Source organism: Marisediminicola senii (genome assembly GCF_011057645.1).
Taxonomy (GTDB): domain Bacteria; phylum Actinomycetota; class Actinomycetes; order Actinomycetales; family Microbacteriaceae; genus Marisediminicola; species Marisediminicola senii.
On the sequence record NZ_JAALGE010000009.1, the window covers coordinates 1 to 15392 of the forward strand.

The following is a 15392-nucleotide window of genomic DNA, read 5'->3' on the forward strand; positions in this document are numbered from 1 at the left end:
GGCCGCCCGCCAATGCCCCCGCCCCTCCCCCCCAGGGAGAAAACAAAGGCCGCGTTTCTCCGCCAGGCGGGGGGACTCCGCCGCCCGGGCCAGCGCCGGCCGGGGCGCCGCCAACCGCCAGTACCTCGCCCGCGTCGACGGCGGAGTGGTGCGGTCGACGGTGAGCCCCGAGGGCTCGGTGGCCGTCGTGATCGGCGGGGGCAGCGGTCACTACCCCGCGTTCGCCGGCCTCGTCGGGGTGGGGCTCGCCGCGGCATCCGCTTGTGGCAATATCTTCGCCTCGCCCGCGGCCGCGCAGGTCTACCGGGTCGCCAAGGCCGCCCAGCGCGGCGGCGGAGTGTTGATGAGCTACGGCAATTACGCCGGCGACATCCTGCACTTCGGCCAGGCGCAGGATCGCCTCAACGCCGAGGGCATCGAGACGCGAACCGTGGTCGTCACTGACGACATCGCCAGCGCGCCCAAGAACGAGATCCACAAGCGCCGCGGCATCGCGGGTGACCTCACTGTGTTCAAGATCGCCGGGGCCTCCGCCGAACGTGGCGACAGCCTCGACGACGTCGAACGCCTCGCGATCAAGGCCAACGACCGCACCCGCTCGCTCGGCGTCGCCTTCGACAGCCCGACCCTGCCCGGTGCAGACGACCCGCTGTTCACTGTGCCGGAGGGCCAGTTCTCGCTCGGCCTCGGCATCCACGGCGAACCCGGCATCAGCGAGCACGACCACCCGACCGCCGAAGAGCTCGCGGGCGTGCTGATCAGCCACCTGCTCGACGACCGCCCAGAGGGCGCGGGCGACCGCGTCGTGGTGCTGGTCAACGGGCTCGGCACGGTCAAGTACGAAGAACTGTTCGTGCTGTACGGCCACATCGACCGCCTGCTCGGCGCCGAGGGCCTGACCATCGTCGAACCCGAGGTCGGCGAGCTCGTGACGAGCCTCAACATGGCGGGCCTCTCGGTCACCCTGTTCTGGGTCGACGACGAGCTCGAAGAGCTGTGGGCCGCCCCGGCAGACACCCCGGCGTTCCGCAAGGGCAACGCACCCCAACGCGAGCACATCAGCGAAGACGCGCTGCAGGACGCGGTGACCGTCGAGGTCGTCGAGTCGAGCGACGACGAGAAGGCGGCAGCGACGGTCGCGGCCGGCCTGCTCGACGTCATCCGCGCGACCGTCGAGGAGCACGAAGCGGAATTCGGCCGCATCGACGCCATCGCGGGCGACGGCGACCACGGAATCGGCATGCGACGCGGCATCGAAGCGGCGACGGATGCCGCGGCGAACGCCGTCAGCGAGGGCTACGGCTTCGAGCAGCTCATGGTCGTCTCCGCCGATGCCTGGTCGGAGAAGGCGGGCGGCACCTCGGGCGCACTGTGGGCGACCGCGCTCACCGCGTTCGCGACCACGCTGCCCGTCGACACGACGCCGGACACCGCGGCGGTCGCCAAGGCCAGCCGCGCGGCGCTCGACGCCATCCAGACCCTCGGCAAGGCGGAGGTCGGCGACAAGACGATGATCGACGCACTGGCACCCTTCGTGGAATCCCTCGAGGCGCAGGCCGCGGAGAACGTCGCCCTGCCGACCGCGCTGGCCGAGGCCGCGAGTGTGTCGCGCGCGGCGGCGGACGCGACATCCACCCTCAGGCCCAAGGTCGGGCGCGCCCGACCCCTGGCCGAGAAGAGCATCGGGCACCCGGACGCCGGGGCCATCTCGCTCTCACTGATCCTGACCGCACTATCTGAGGCCGTCCTCTCTGAGGCCGGACCGTCTGAGGAGAAGAACGCATGACCGAGAACACCCCCTGGCGCATCGTCATCGGAAACGACAGCGCAGGCGTCGAATACAAGGAGGCGCTGAAGGCCATGCTCGAGGCCGACCCGCGCGTCGCGAGCGTCGTCGACGTCGGCATCGGAACCGGCGACAGCACCGACTACCCGCACGTCGCCGTCGACGCCGCCCGCAAGGTCGCCGCGGGAGACGCCGACCGTGCGCTGCTCATCTGCGGCACCGGCCTCGGCGTCGCGATCAGCGCGAACAAGGTCAACGGCATTCGCGCCGTCACCGCCCACGACCCCTACTCGGTCGAGCGCTCCGTGCTGAGCAACAACGCGCAGGTGCTGTGCTTCGGCCAGCGCGTGATCGGCCTCGAGCTCGCCAAGAAGCTCGCCGCCGACTGGCTCGACTACCGCTTCGACGAGAGCTCCGCGTCGGCCCCCAAGGTCGCCGCCATCTCGGCGTACGAAGACTGACCAACAGGAAGAGGAATCATGACTGAGAGAAACATCGCCGTCGTCGGCTCCGGCTACATGGGCGGCGGCATCGCCCAGGTACTCGCCATCTCCGGCGCCACCGTGAAGCTCGCCGACATCTCCGAGGAGATCGCTAAGGGCAACCTGGAGCGCCTCATCGCCGAGGCTCGCCAGTTCGTCGCCGACGGGCTGTTTCCGTCGAACGCGGTCGAGCTCATCGAGAAGAACGTCTCGGCCGCGGCATCCATCGAGGAGGCCGTTGCCGACGCCGACTTCATCGAGGAGGCCGTGCCGGAGAAGATCGAGATCAAGCACGCGACTCTCGCCCGCATCAGCGCGGCGGCCCGCCCCGACGCGATCATCGGCAGCAACACGTCGACCATCCTGATCGGCAAGCTCGCCGAGGCCGTCACCAACCCGGAGCGCTTCCTCGGGGTGCACTTCAGCAACCCGGCCCCATTCATCCCGGGCGTCGAGTTGATCCCGCACGGGGGAACCAACCCCGACCTGATCGCGACCGTCGAGGAGATCGTCGCCGCGACCGGCAAGCAGACCGCCCGCATCAAGGACGCGACCGGGTTCGTGCTCAACCGCCTGCAGTACGCGCTGTTCCACGAGGCCACCCAGCTGGTCGAGGAGGGCGTCGCATCCGCCGACGACATCGACACCATCGTGCGCACCACGTTCGGCTTCCGCCTGCCGTTCTTCGGGCCGTTCGCGATCGCCGACATGGCCGGCCTCGACGTGTACGCGTTCTGCTACGCGTCACTGCAGACCGAGTTCCCCGAGCGCTTCGCCACCCCCAAGGTGCTGCAGGACCTGGTGGATGCGGGCAAGCTCGGCACCAAGACCGGCGCGGGCTTCCTCGACGTACCGGCCGACCGCACGGCCGAGCTCGTGGCGTACCGCAACAAGGCGTACGTGGCGATGGCGAAGCTGATCGACGAGCTGGGACCGGCACCGATCCACTGATCGTCAGCCCCGCTGCCGGCACCGCTGCAACGAGTAACGCCCCGAGCCACTGGCTCGGGGCGTTACTCGTCGTGCGGTGCGGAATGCGCGACCTACAGGAAGGCGTAGACCGCCCAGGCGATCGCGAAGGCCAGGAAGCCCACCGCGGTCGCGATGACGCTCCAGGTCTGCAGCGCCGTCTTCGTGTTCATGCCGAGGAACCGGCTGACCAGCCAGAAGCCGGAGTCGTTGACATGCGAGAGGCTGATCCCACCGGCACCGAGGGCGACGACGATCAGTGCCAGCTGCAGCGGGCTCTGGTTGCCGTCGGCCATCACGGCCGGGGCGATCAGGCTGGCCGCAGTGGTGGTGGCCACCGTCGCGGAACCCTGCGCCACCCGGATGACGGCGGCGAGCACGAATGCCGCGAGGATCAGCGGCATGCCCAGGTCGTTCAGGCTCTCGGCGAGTGCACCACCGATTCCCGTCGCGGTGAGTACGCCACCGAACATTCCACCGGCACCGGTGATGAGGATGATCGAGCAGATGGGTGCGAGCGCGTCATCCACGACTTCTTCCATCTTTCCCCCCACGTTGCCGCGGTTCGGGATGACGACGAGCAGGATGATCGCGAGCAGCGAGGTGATCAGCAGCGCGATCGGGGTGGCGCCCACCGTGGTGAGCACGCCGTAGAGGGCAGTGTCGTTCGCGATGGTGCCATTCGTGGCGAGGGCCGCGGCGCCGGTATTGAGGAAGATCAGCACGAGCGGCAGCAGCAGCAGCATGATGATGGTCCAGAAGTTGGGGAGCTTCTCGCCGCTGCGGTCGACCGGCTCGCCGAGGAGGTTGGGCACCTCGAAGTGCGGCTGGCGTCTGGCCAGCACGAGCGCGAGGCGGTATCCGGCGAGGTACCAGACCGGGATGGCGATGGCGACGGCAACCAGGATGACGAGGCCGACGTCGACACCGACGATGCCGCTGGCGGCCGTGGGGCCAGGGTGCGGCGGTACGAGACCGTGCATGGTGAGGAACGCACCGGTCGCGGGAAGGGCGTAGAGCAGCAGGCTGCCCTTCAGGCGGCGAGCCACCTGGTAGATGATCGGCAGCATCACGATGAAGCCGGCGTCGAGGAAGATCGGGAACGCGAACAGGAACGACGCGAGCGACAGCGCGAACGGCGCGCGCTTGTCGCCGAACCGCCGGATGAGGCTCTCGGCCAGCACCTGTGCGCCACCGGAGATCTCGATCACCCGGCCGAGCACGGCACCGAAACCGATCAGCAACGCGACGTTGCCGAGGGTAGTGCCGAACGGGCCCTGCAGCGTGGCGAGCAGGTCGTTGATACTGACACCCGCGACGAGCGCGGTCAGAATACTGATGATGACCAGCGCGTAGAACGGGTGCAGGCGCACCTTCATGATGAGGACGAGCAGCACCGCTATGGCGCCGGCGGCGATCGAGAGGAGTACCGGCGCGGATCGCGTCGTCTCCGCGACTTCGAGGGCAAGGATCATTGTTCACACAGTTTCGTTGAGATGGCTTCGTTGGCAACTTCTTCGTAGATCATATGTGATCCGTGGGACGGGCCCTGGAGTGCGGGAGAATGGTCACCCCACCACCGGAGGTTCCATGAGCGACGCGCACCCCCAGCACGAACAGCACCGACGCCCCCTCTACATCGGCGTCAGCACCAAGATGTACCTCGGCTACCAGGCCAGCCTGGACTGGATGACGCGCATCGCGGGTACCGTCGTCGATCGTCGTGACGACCTGGCGGCGCTCGACGTGGTGCCGTTCGTGATCCCGTCGTTCCCCGTTCTCGAGAGTGCCCGCCACATCCTGGCCCCCGCCGGGGTGCGCATCGGGGCGCAGGCCGTCAGCTGGGGCGAGGGCGCGCTGACCGGTGAGGTGAGCGCCGGCATCCTCGCCGAAATGGGGGTCGAACTCGCCGAGATCGGCCACGCCGAACGCCGTCGACACTTCGGGGAGACCGAGGAGGTCATCCGCGCGAAGACCGGGGTGAGCGTGGCTGCGGGGCTTCGCCCCCTGCTGTGCGTCGGCGAAGAGACACGGGGAGGGCCTGGCGCGGCCGTCGAGACCGTGGTCGGCCAGGTGGTGAACGCCGTCGGAGGGGATGCCCCGGCGCTCGCGGCATCCATCGTCGCCTACGAACCGGTCTGGGCGATCGGCGCCCCCGAGCCCGCGGACCCCGCCCATGTCAATGCCGTCATCGCCGGCGTGCGGCAGCGGCTGCTGGACCACGTCACGGGTAGCGCCGCAGCGTCGATCATCTACGGAGGTAGCGCGGGCCCCGGCCTCCTCGCGCACCTGCCAGAGGCCGACGGGCTGTTCCTCGGCCGGTTCGCACACGATCCGTCGAACTTCGGCGTCGTGCTGGACGAGGCCCTCGAACGCAGGCGCGGCACTCGGTAGCGTTGGCGCGTGCGCGCGTGGGTGTATGAGCGATACGGGTCGGTGGCGGGGCTGGAGCTCCGCGACGTGCCGATGCCATCGCCGGCCACCGGTGAGGTGCTTGTCGAGGTCGCCTGCACCTCGGTGAACCTCTCCGACTGGGAGGGGCTGAGGGGCACACCCGCATACGCGCGGCTCAGCGGCGGGCTGCGACGGCCCCGCCGCACCACGCTCGGCTCAGACATCGCGGGGGTCGTAGCGGCGGTCGGCGACGGGGTCACCGCATTCCGCGCCGGGGACGCCGTGTTCGGTGACAACCTGCCGCGGAACGGCGGGTTCGCCGAGTTCGTGGCGATGCCGCAGACCGCGCTGGCGCCGATGCCGCCCGCGCTGACGTTCGCCGTGGCATCCGCCATTCCGCAGGCGGGCGCCATCGCGACCCAGTCCGTCGCCCTCGCGACACCGGGAGACCGCGTGCTGATTATCGGTGCCGGGGGTGGGTCGGGCAGCCTGGCGGTGCAGCTGGCCGTCGCGACGGGCGTGCGGGTGACGGCGGTCGACAACGCGGGCAAGCTCGACCACCTGCGCAGCCTCGGCGCGCACGACGTGATCGACTACCGGCTGGTCGACCCGACCCGCACCGGCCCGTACGAGCTCATCATCGACATGGTGGCGTACCGGTCCGTTCTCGCCTACCGGCGGGCCCTCGCGCGGGGCGGGAGGTATGCGATGGTCGGTGGAACGGCGCGCGCCCTGGTGCGCATGCTCACGGTCGGTACCGTCGTCGGTGCGGCCTCCGGCGTGCGGCTCGGGCTGCTGGTGGTGCACGAGGGGCCCGCGCATTTCGTGCCCCTGGCGAACCGGGTCGCGGCGGGGGAGGTCGCGGTGCACATCGGGCGCGAGTTCGCGTTCGACGATGTGCCCGCGGCGCTGGCGTTCCACGGGGAGGGGCGGGCGAACGGCAAGGTGGTCGTGCGGGTTCGCGAGGCGTGACCGTGTAGACGCCGACCCTTTCGCCCGGCTGATCCCTGCGCCCGGCCGACCCTTACGACCCTTTCGCCCGCGCTGACCCCTGCGCCAGGCCGACCTTCACGAGCGGCTGACCGGCGACGTGATGAGGTCGGTGGCCGAGCCAAGCCCCGATGGGTCGGGCACCAGGGTCGAATGGCGGTCTGAGCGGGTGGGGGCGGCGCGGCCCGCGAGGGTGGTCAGCAGCTTCAGCTGCTCCTCGATCGGTGGGCGCCGGTCGGCGGGGGCGATCGAGAGCAGGTCGTCCAGCGCCGACCGCAGCCGCCGCACCACCTGCGGGCTGCCCGCGCCGGCGATGCGGATCTCGTCGAAGGCGAGCCGCACGTAGCCGTCCCACAGCATCGTGGGTGCGGTGAGGCGCAGCGTGCCGTCGGCGTCGTGGTGCTGACCGTCGTGCAGGGGGCGGTAGACGAGGTGGCGCAGGATGTCGTGCAGCCGGTCGATCGCCTGCACTGTGGTGGTGGGGTCGTCGAACGGGCCGCCGGCGAGCGACCGCTCGGCGATGTCGACGAGCATGCGCAGGCCGTAGGCGACGTCCTGGTTGAGGGTGCGCTCTGGACCGAGCGCGATGAGGCTGGTCACGGCCGCCGGGCGCAGCGACGCCGGGGCGTCGATGGCGCGAACGAGCGCCGCGCCGGTCGGCACGAAGTCGCCCACCGCCCACAGCAACTCGAAGCGGCAGTCGTGCGTGCGGGCGAGCGCGACGAGCCGGTCGTAGTCGACGGTGAAGATGACGCCGCTGTGTGGGGTGCGCAGCTCGCCGGCATCCAGGGCCTGCTCATTGCCCTTGTCCGGATAGATGCGGTCGACCGTCTTCATGGTGTCGTTCGCCACCCAGCCGGTGAGCGCGGCGACGCGCAGCGACTGCGCGATGTGGTTCAGGTACCAGATCAGCGTGCACACGCACGAGATCACGAGCACGATCGCGATGACGACCGCGAGGCCGGGCACGACGCCCGGGCTGCCGTCGACGCTCGTCTCGACCTTGCGGATGGCCAGCAACGCGAACGCGAACGTGGCGCCGAACAGGCCGATGGCCGCCTGGCTTGGCCGGTCCTGCAGGATCTGCCGCACGATGCGGGGCGAGAACGTGCCCATCGCGAGCTGCACCGCCACGACGAGCAGCGACAGCAGCAACCCGGTGAGGGTCAGCATCGAGAACGCGATGAGGTACAGGATCTGCATCGCGGCCGTCGCGTCACCGGTGATGGACTCCGGAATCATGCTGCCATCGTCGATGGTGGTCGCGACGAGCGACAGCACGACGCCCGCCGCGACGCACATGAGGGGCAGGAACCACAGGCTGGTCTTGAGGTAATGACCGATGCGGAAGCGTTTCATGGGTCAACCTTGCCTCACCCGGGCAGGGTACATCGGCGGTGCCGGCGAATGGATGCCGCGGCGACACGCCACGAGCGGGGCGGTGCGCCGCGGCATCCACCCGTCTACTGCGGCGGTCTACAGTGCGTCGACCGCGGCCAGCACCTCGGGTACCTCGGTGCGCGAGGTGTAGTCCACGTGCACGTCGATCCAGCGGATGACGCCGCCGGCATCGACCACGAGAACGGTCGGGTAGGGGATCGCAGGGGTGGCGTCGGCATTGCTGTCGGCGACCGCGAACCCGAGCTCGGTGTGCGCGGCACGCGCGTCGTCGCTCGGTGCCGTGACGATGCCGAGCTCGTTCGCCAGCGCGTTGCCCGGGTCGGACAGCACGGTGAAGCCGAGGTCGTCCTTGAGGGTCGCGGCTTCGGTGCCCTCCGGGGTCTGCGGGCTGATCGCGACGAGCGTCACTCCGCGGTCGGCGAGCGCCGGTGCGAGGTTCTCGTTGTAGTGCTTGAGGGTGAGGTTGCAGTAGGGGCACCACGCGCCCCGGTAGAACACGATTACCGCGGGGGTCGCGGCGAGCACGTCGGCGAGGGGCAGCTGCGATCCGTCGGCGGCGAGGAGGGTCGCGGCGGGAAGCGACTGGCCGGCGGTGGCGACGGCGGATGGCACGCCGACAGCCGCGAGGGCTGCTTGCTCCCTCTCGAACACCGCGGCCAGGGTGGGGCCGACGGCGTCGTTGAATCCGACGGTGAATTCGGTGACGCTCTCGCGGATGGTGCTGGGGCTCGTCGACATGGCCGGGTCCTCTCGTGGTGGCGGGGTCTGCCCGACAGTACGGGGCGCCGCTTGGAACGGGAGCCCAGCCCGTCACGGTTCGTCACACGGGCGATGTCGTCGCGGTCAGGTCACGCGCCGGGCGTCGCCAGGTCGCCGGAATGCATGTCGCCGGAATGGTCGAGCTCGATGACGGTGTCCACGTGGAGCCGGTCCAGGAACGCGTCATCGTGACTCACGACGATGATGGCGCCACGGTACGAATCGAGTGCTTCGGCGAGCTGTTCGACGCTCTGGATGTCGAGGTTGTTGGTCGGTTCGTCGAGCACGAGGAGCTGCGCGGGGGGATCGGCGAACAGCAGTCGAGCCAGGGCGACCCGAAAACGTTCCCCGCCCGAGAGGGTGCCGATGGGCCGGTCGACGCTGTCGCCGCGCAGCAGCAGGCGGGCGAGTCGGTTGCGGATCTCCCCGCGGGTGACGCCGGGTGCAACCTGGGCGACGCTGTCCAGGGCGCTCGCCGTGTCGTCGAGGCCGTCGAGTCGTTGCGGCAGGTATCCCACCCGGTCGGTGAGCAGCTCTCCCCACGTCCGGCCAGGGGTCGCCCGTGCGCCGGTGACGAGCTGTTCGATGAGCGTGGACTTGCCCGCCCCGTTCGGGCCGACGATGGCCACTCGTTCCGGTCCCTGCACGACGATCGAGCGTGCGGAGCCGTGGATTACGGCGATCCGCCGCCCGCGCGGCACGTCGGGGTTCGGCAGCTCGAGGTGGATGTGCTCGTCGTCGCGCACGCGCGCATCTGCGGCGTCGACCGCCGCCTGGGCAGCGCCCACCCGGTCGTCATGGGTCGAGCGCATCGACCCCGCCCGCACCTGCGCCTTGTTCGCGCGGGTGCCCGCCAGGATCTTCGGAATACCGCCCTCGCGCTGGGTCTTCTTGCCCGCTCTCTCGCGCCGCGCCGACTTCGTCTCCGCCTCGGCGCGCAATCTCTTCTCTGCGTTCAGCGCCTGCTGGGCCGTGCGCGCGCCCTGCGCGGCCGCTGCCTGCTCCCGTTGCTGGTACTCAGCCCACGCGGTGTAGTTGCCGCCGAACACCTCGATGCCCCCGGAGTGCAGTTCGGCCGTGGCATCCATGTGGTCCAACAGGTCGAGGTCGTGGCTCACCACGACGAGGGTGCCCGGCCACGCGTCGATGAGGCGCGCCAGTCGTGCCCTGGTCGGTCGGTCGAGGTTGTTGGTGGGCTCGTCGAGCAGGGTGATGGGGGTGCGGTGGATGCTGAGGCCGATGATCGCGATGAGCATCGCCTCCCCGCCCGAGACCTCCTTCACCCGCCGGTCGAGGTCGATGCCGGCGAACCCCATGTCGTGCAGCGTCTCGGTCGCCCTCGCCTCGATGTCCCAGTCGTCGCCGACGGTGTCGAAGTGGCGTTCGTCGACGTCTCCCGCCTCGATCGCGCGGAGGGCGCGCAGCGTCTCGTCGATGCCGAGCAATTCGGCGACGGTGGTCGTCGGGTCGAGGGCGAGGGTCTGCGGCAGGTACCCGACCTCGCCGGTGGTGACGACCTGCCCGGAGGTCGGCTCGAGCCTCCCCGCGATGATGCGGAGCAGGGTCGACTTGCCCGCGCCGTTGCGACCGACGAGGCCGGTGCGCCCGGTGGTGATGGTGCCGTCGATGCGCTCGAGGGCGCGCAAGCCGTCCGGCCATTCGAACGACAGGGCACGAAGCGTGATGGCGGATGGGGCCCTCGACATGGGTGGTGCTCCTCTCGCCTCGCCACGCTAGCAGCGGCCACATGCCCGGTCAGCGCTTGTTCGAGCCCGACCGCTTCTTTCGAGCACGGCCGCTGCGCGCTTCGCGCGTCGTCCTGGCCGGCATCACCCGGGCCGCCCGGGTGCCAGACCCGCGCCACCCGAACCACAGGGCGACCGCGGCGCCCGCGAGCGACGCGAGCGTCGGCACCCCGGTCATCGCGACCGCCGGGTGGTCGGCGTCGATGTCGACGGTGATCCAAACGAACAGGATGACGCCCGCCAGTGCCGCGCCAGGCGCCAGCCAGCGCAGCAGGTCGCGCAGCGGCCCGTGCCGCAGGATGACGGTGCGTGCCCGCCGCGCGGCGAGCACCGCGACGATCCCGAGCCCCGCCGACACGGTGCTGAACACGACGATGGCGACGGGCGGCCAGCCCGCCTGCAGCTGGGTCGAGCGCAGCGCGCCTTCGTCGGGGCCACTGAAGGTGCCGGCGGCGAAGTCAAGCATGACACCCACGTCATCCCGGGTGACCGACGACGGATAGGAACCGAATTCGGTCTGACCGATGTCGAGGGTGTGGGTGGTGACGCCTCCGACGGTTTCTTCGCCCTCGGTCATCGCCTCGGCGTCGTAGTCGTCGGCGATAGCACCGAACGGCACGACGGCATCCGGCCAGTCGCGCGCCTCTTCGGGCGTGGTGTCCTGTGTCAGCCACCCCGCCACGGTGGCCTCGGCGGCGAGCTCGTCCGACACCGTCAGTTCGACGCGCATCGGCTCGAGCAGGCCATCGTCGTTGCGGTAGTCCCACTCCCAGCCTTCGAGCAGAGCCGACCAGCGCACCCGGTCGACCACCTCCCCACCGGGCGCCCCAGCGCTGGCGACGGCGGCCGAGCCGATCGTGTATTCGATCAGCACCTCGTGCTCGCCGAGCACCGGCTGCGTCATGGTGGTGCGCATGACGAGCGTGTCACCCTGCTTCTCGGTCACGTAGTCGATGGGTTCGCCGTCGAGCAGGACCCGGTGGATGCCGACACCCAGGTCCTGCCCGTCGGCGGTCGCAGGCCACTGCCGAACGAGCTGCGGCGGCAGTGACCCGCCGTCGGCCATCACCACGTCGAGGTTCTCGGTCGCCGTGATCACCGCGCGCCCGTCGTCGCCTCGGCTGAGCTCCGCGCTCGCGGTGAACCCCACCACGGAGGTGTCGAGCGACCCGGCGACGTCGCTGCTGTACGCGACGTAGTCCACGTTCTCGTCGAGCGGGTTGTCGACGAGGCTGGTCACGGCGATCGCCCCGGCGACGAGCAGCAGGGCGAGCGCCCGTATCGCGAGCCTGGGCGCCGTGAGGTAGTCGGCGGTGTGCCAGCTGCGCCGGGGGATGCGACTGCCGAGCTCCACCTCGACGCGCCCGGCGATCGCCGCACCCGCCCGTCGCGCTGGCGCGAGAAGCACCGCGTACGGCAGGGCCGCCTCACCGAGGGTGCCGCGCTCCAGCATGGACGTGCGCTCCGCGTACGCCTCGATCCCGCGCAGGTGCTGCTTCACCAGAGCACCCTCCGGGGTGAGCGGGCGCGCGGTCAGCGCGAGGGCGAGCACGGCCACCGCGATGACGGTCGAGACGATCACGAACGCGGCCGGCCACCACACGATGGCGAGTGGCGCCTGGTACGACAGCTGCCGCACGAGCCCCCACTGCACGAGCGTCAGGGCGAGCGGCGCGGCGATGAACGCGTCGCGCACGAAGCCCTCGGGAACGCGCCGCAACCCGTCGCGAAACTGCTGCGCGCTCTCCGGCCCGGTCACGTAGAGGCGCCACGCGCGCGGCAGGTTGCCGAACCGACCGGTGCGCCGCGCCGCCTGCCCCACCCGCAGCAGCAGCAACGGCGCGATGGACCCGCCGTCGCGCCTCGCGGCGTCGGGAACGGCATCCAGCTCGCGGGCGAGTTCCAGCGCACGCGGCGATCGCAGGATGTGCGCGGCGAGACTCGGGCTGACCCCCCTCGGCGGTTCGTACTGCGCCACGAACCACGGCCGACCGCGGGCGTCGCTCCACGCCACGGCCCGAGCGGCCATCGCGAGTAGCAGGGTCGCGAGCAGAAAGGCGAGGGGCGCGAGCGGTCCGAAGCTCTGTACCAGAAACACCGGCGACGGCGGCGGCATCACGATGGTGCCCGGTTCGAGCGCCACCGTGAACACGGCGCTGGCGTTCGGTGGAATGTTCTGGTCGTTCTCGAATGCATACACCGCGCGCCCGGCCGGACTGTCGTCCTCCACGTTCAGCCACACGCCGCCGCCGATGAGCGTCCAGGCCAGCGACCCGCGCGGCTGCCGCACGAGCTGCTCGTTCAGCGCGTCCGGCAGGTCGACCGTGATGTCGAGGCCCGCGACGCCGTGCGGCCACTCCACCCCGAACACGTCCCACTCGAGCACCTGCACCGGGGCACCGGTCGCCCTGTCCTCGGTGTCGTACGCGAGGTGGTCGAGCGTATAGCGGATCACGAAGTCGTGGTCGCCGCGCAACCGCTCGCCGGTGTCGAGATCGAGGGTGATGCGCGTCGCCGCAGCATCCACCGCCACCTCGATGGGGTCGCCGTTCAGCGTCGCCGAAATGGCCGACGGGTCGAGGTCGTGGCCCTGGTACTCGGTGGCGATGACGCGTTGGATGCCACTTTCGTCGACGTCATCGCCGAAGAACGCGGTGATGCGCTCTTCGACTGCGGTGCTGAGCGTCCCGTCGTCGGCCACGCCGACCGTGTAGTCCGCCGCGAACTCGCGGGCGATCCAAGTGTCGGTCGCGGTGGAGGCCGACGAGGTGATGTCGTCGAGGGTGAGCGGAGGGTTGATGACCGGGCCGACGAGCAGCACGACGCCGATGATCGCGACGGCGCCCCAGAACCCGCGAATGCCGCCCCGGAGGCCGTTGCCGCCGTGCGACCGAAGCCACCCCTCGAGCCCGAGCACCCAGCCGGAGAGCAGCACCCAGAGAAAGGTATGCCGGGGAGGGTCGTCGTCGATGCGGTCGGCGGGCTCGATTCGATCTGCGGGGTCTCGGTTCGGGTCGCCCGTACCGCGGTGTTCGCGTGCGCCGCCTCCGATCGCCGAACCGGCACGATCGTCGCGCGGTTCGTCGGGGCTCACCCTGCCGAGTCTAGGAGCGCACTCTCGTACCGACGGGGGGCACCGCACCCCCGGTTCGCGGGGGTGCGACACCGGTGTCTGGAACGGTGTCGATTGCGGCATTCCCCGATCGTCATACCGGTGACAGGATCGAGAGACGATCCGAAAGGATGACGACAATGCGCTATTCACTGCTCCTCTTCTACCCCGAGCTGACCGCTGAGCAGCTCGGTCCCGAGGGCATCGCCGAGGGAATCCGGGCGTTCGAGGATTACGCCAGGGCCCTCGACGAGGCCGGGGTTCTGCAGTCCGCCGAGGTCATGCAGCACTCCGACGCCACCACGACCGTGCACCTCGTGAGCGGCGAACTCGTCGTGCAGGATGGCCCGTTCGCCGACACCAGGGAACAGCTCGGCGGAACCTTCATCATCGACGTTGCCGACCTCGACGAAGCCATCGCCTGGGCTGCCAAATCCCCGTCGGCGACCTGGGGTCCCGTCGAGGTTCGCCCCACGGCGACCCGATATGCGGATGGCGCATGGCAGGGCACCCCGCCGGTCACGGTCTGACGCCGCACGACCCGGCCCCCGACCACGCGTTCGTCGCCGCCGAGCACACGGCGCGTGCGTCGTACGGGCGGCTGCTCGCCCTGCTGGCAGCATCGACCCGCGACCTGGCGCTCGCTGAAGACGCGCTCGGCGACGCCTTCGAGCGGGCCCTGCGCACCTGGCCGGTCGACGGCGTGCCCGGCAACCCGGAGGGATGGCTCATGACGGTCGCCCGCAATCGCATCCGCGACCTGCTCGGATCAGCGGCCGCCCGCACGTCGACGCCCCTCGACGTCGACGTGCGGGCGGCACTGGTCGAACACGACGCCGAGGCCATCCCCGACAAGCGGCTCGAACTGCTCTTCGCCTGCGCCCACCCGGCGATCGACCCCGCAGTGCGCACCCCGCTGATGCTGCAGGTCGTGCTCGGCTTCGACGCGACCCGCGTGGCCGCGGCCTTCGCGATCGACCCGCGCACCATGTCGCAGCGACTGGTGCGCGCGAAACGGCGCATCCGCGTCACCGGTATTCCGTTCGCCATCCCTACCAGGGCCGACATGGCAGCGCGCCTTCCCGGCGTGCTCGAAGCCATCTACGGCGCCTACTCGCTCGACTGGCTGGACCAGAACGAGAGGGTATGGGAGTCCATCGCCGACGAGGCCCGCTGGCTCGCGGTGCTGACCGCGACCCTGCTCGAGACCGAGCCGGAGGCGTGGGGGCTCGCCGCGTTGCTGACCTTCGCGCAGTCGCGCGCACCCGCCCGGGTGGGCTCGCCGTGGCCGCCGCTCGACCAACAGGACACCGCCCAGTGGGACCGCGCCCTGATCGCCGAGGGCGAGGCGCTGCTTCGGAGGGCGCACTCGTTCGGCGACCCGCTCGGTCGCTTCCAGCTCGAGGCCGCGATCCAGGCGGTGCACTGCGACCGGGCGCGAGGGGGAACGCTGGACCGCGACGTCCTGATCCGCCTCTACCGCGGGCTCGTCGCCATCGCGCCGACGGTCGGTGCGCGCAAGGCACTGGACGCCCTGACCGCACCGGGGGAGCCCTGACCCTCCTGGCCGGAGGTGACGGTATCGCGGGATCACGGGCTGCACGGGCCGGCGCTCGCAGCACCAGGGCGGCCCAGGTGTCGGCATATGCCCGTAGCACTGGGCACCACGGCGCCCGTACCGTGTGCGCATCGATGGGCCGACCCCCTCGGTCCGCCAGCCGCCGGTCGTGCCGCGCACGCCCGAACGCTCCCCA

12 protein-coding genes are annotated in these 15392 nt (G+C 70.5%); 7 read left to right on the top strand and 5 right to left on the bottom strand.

What is annotated here, in order from left to right; genetic code table 11:
* From G5S38_RS05350 to G5S38_RS05360, 3 genes are all read left to right on the top strand, one after another.
* On the top strand, positions 1–1786 hold a 1786-nt coding region (locus tag G5S38_RS05350; RefSeq protein ID WP_165065460.1), incomplete at its 5' end, for a dihydroxyacetone kinase family protein.
* Positions 1783–2247: a ribose-5-phosphate isomerase gene (locus G5S38_RS05355; RefSeq protein WP_165065463.1), complete on the top strand. Its 465-nt coding sequence runs from the start codon at positions 1783–1785 to the stop codon at positions 2245–2247. The genes G5S38_RS05350 and G5S38_RS05355, both read left to right, overlap by 4 nt.
* 18 nt (positions 2248–2265) lie before the next feature.
* Positions 2266–3219 (top strand): 3-hydroxyacyl-CoA dehydrogenase family protein, encoded by a 954-nt coding sequence (locus tag G5S38_RS05360; RefSeq protein ID WP_165065466.1) that lies wholly within the window; start codon positions 2266–2268, stop codon positions 3217–3219.
* Positions 3220–3311: 92 nt separating this feature from the next.
* On the opposite strand, the gene G5S38_RS05365 is transcribed toward G5S38_RS05360, so the two are convergent.
* Positions 3312–4712: a GntP family permease gene (locus tag G5S38_RS05365; RefSeq protein ID WP_165065469.1), complete on the bottom strand. Its 1401-nt coding sequence runs from the start codon at positions 4710–4712 to the stop codon at positions 3312–3314.
* A 115-nt stretch (positions 4713–4827) separates the two neighbouring features.
* Here G5S38_RS05365 and G5S38_RS05370 point away from each other — a divergent pair, with 115 nt between their 5' ends.
* Both G5S38_RS05370 and G5S38_RS05375 read left to right on the top strand, forming a co-directional pair.
* The gene (locus G5S38_RS05370) at positions 4828–5631 is read left to right on the top strand and encodes a triose-phosphate isomerase family protein (protein WP_165065474.1); all 804 of its coding nucleotides are present in this window, start codon (positions 4828–4830) and stop codon (positions 5629–5631) included.
* Positions 5632–5640: 9 nt separating this feature from the next.
* Positions 5641–6603 (top strand): NAD(P)-dependent alcohol dehydrogenase, encoded by a 963-nt coding sequence (locus tag G5S38_RS05375; protein ID WP_165065477.1) that lies wholly within the window; start codon positions 5641–5643, stop codon positions 6601–6603.
* A gap of 96 nt (positions 6604–6699) precedes the next feature.
* Here the strand turns inward: G5S38_RS05375 and G5S38_RS05380 are convergent, their stop codons facing one another.
* The 4 genes from G5S38_RS05380 to G5S38_RS05395 form a co-directional block, all read right to left on the bottom strand.
* Positions 6700–7980 carry a DUF2254 domain-containing protein gene (locus tag G5S38_RS05380; RefSeq protein ID WP_165065480.1) on the bottom strand — a complete coding sequence of 427 codons (1281 nt, stop codon included), beginning with the start codon at positions 7978–7980 and terminating at the stop codon, positions 6700–6702.
* Positions 7981–8097: 117 nt separating this feature from the next.
* Positions 8098–8760 carry a peroxiredoxin-like family protein gene (locus tag G5S38_RS05385; protein WP_165065483.1) on the bottom strand — a complete coding sequence of 221 codons (663 nt, stop codon included), beginning with the start codon at positions 8758–8760 and terminating at the stop codon, positions 8098–8100.
* Between the two features lie 110 nt (positions 8761–8870).
* Positions 8871–10487, bottom strand: a complete 1617-nt coding sequence (locus G5S38_RS05390) for an ABC-F family ATP-binding cassette domain-containing protein (RefSeq protein ID WP_165065486.1) — start codon at positions 10485–10487, stop codon at positions 8871–8873.
* A gap of 49 nt (positions 10488–10536) precedes the next feature.
* Positions 10537–13620 (bottom strand): DUF2207 domain-containing protein, encoded by a 3084-nt coding sequence (locus G5S38_RS05395; protein WP_165065489.1) that lies wholly within the window; start codon positions 13618–13620, stop codon positions 10537–10539.
* 158 nt (positions 13621–13778) lie between these two features.
* On the opposite strand from G5S38_RS05395, the gene G5S38_RS05400 reads away from it, so the two are divergent.
* Complete coding sequence (locus G5S38_RS05400) at positions 13779–14168, top strand: YciI family protein (RefSeq protein WP_165065492.1); 390 nt, start codon at positions 13779–13781, stop codon at positions 14166–14168.
* Positions 14138–15196: an RNA polymerase sigma factor gene (locus G5S38_RS05405; protein WP_165065495.1), complete on the top strand. Its 1059-nt coding sequence runs from the start codon at positions 14138–14140 to the stop codon at positions 15194–15196. Before G5S38_RS05400 ends, G5S38_RS05405 begins: the two co-directional genes overlap by 31 nt.
* Positions 15197–15392: the final 196 nt, after the last annotated feature.

Bases quoted from the DNA above. Each gene is read 5' to 3' on its own strand.
- G5S38_RS05390 (WP_165065486.1), bottom strand. From the start codon at position 10,487: ATGTCGAGGGCCCCATCCGCCATCACGCTTCGTGCCCTGTCGTTCGAA.
- G5S38_RS05400 (WP_165065492.1), top strand. From the start codon at position 13,779: ATGCGCTATTCACTGCTCCTCTTCTACCCCGAGCTGACCGCTGAGCAG.
- G5S38_RS05360 (WP_165065466.1), top strand. From the start codon at position 2,266: ATGACTGAGAGAAACATCGCCGTCGTCGGCTCCGGCTACATGGGCGGC.
- G5S38_RS05370 (WP_165065474.1), top strand. From the start codon at position 4,828: ATGAGCGACGCGCACCCCCAGCACGAACAGCACCGACGCCCCCTCTAC.
- G5S38_RS05355 (WP_165065463.1), top strand. From the start codon at position 1,783: ATGACCGAGAACACCCCCTGGCGCATCGTCATCGGAAACGACAGCGCA.
- G5S38_RS05405 (WP_165065495.1), top strand. From the start codon at position 14,138: ATGGCAGGGCACCCCGCCGGTCACGGTCTGACGCCGCACGACCCGGCC.
- G5S38_RS05365 (WP_165065469.1), bottom strand. From the start codon at position 4,712: ATGATCCTTGCCCTCGAAGTCGCGGAGACGACGCGATCCGCGCCGGTA.
- G5S38_RS05380 (WP_165065480.1), bottom strand. From the start codon at position 7,980: ATGAAACGCTTCCGCATCGGTCATTACCTCAAGACCAGCCTGTGGTTC.
- G5S38_RS05385 (WP_165065483.1), bottom strand. From the start codon at position 8,760: ATGTCGACGAGCCCCAGCACCATCCGCGAGAGCGTCACCGAATTCACC.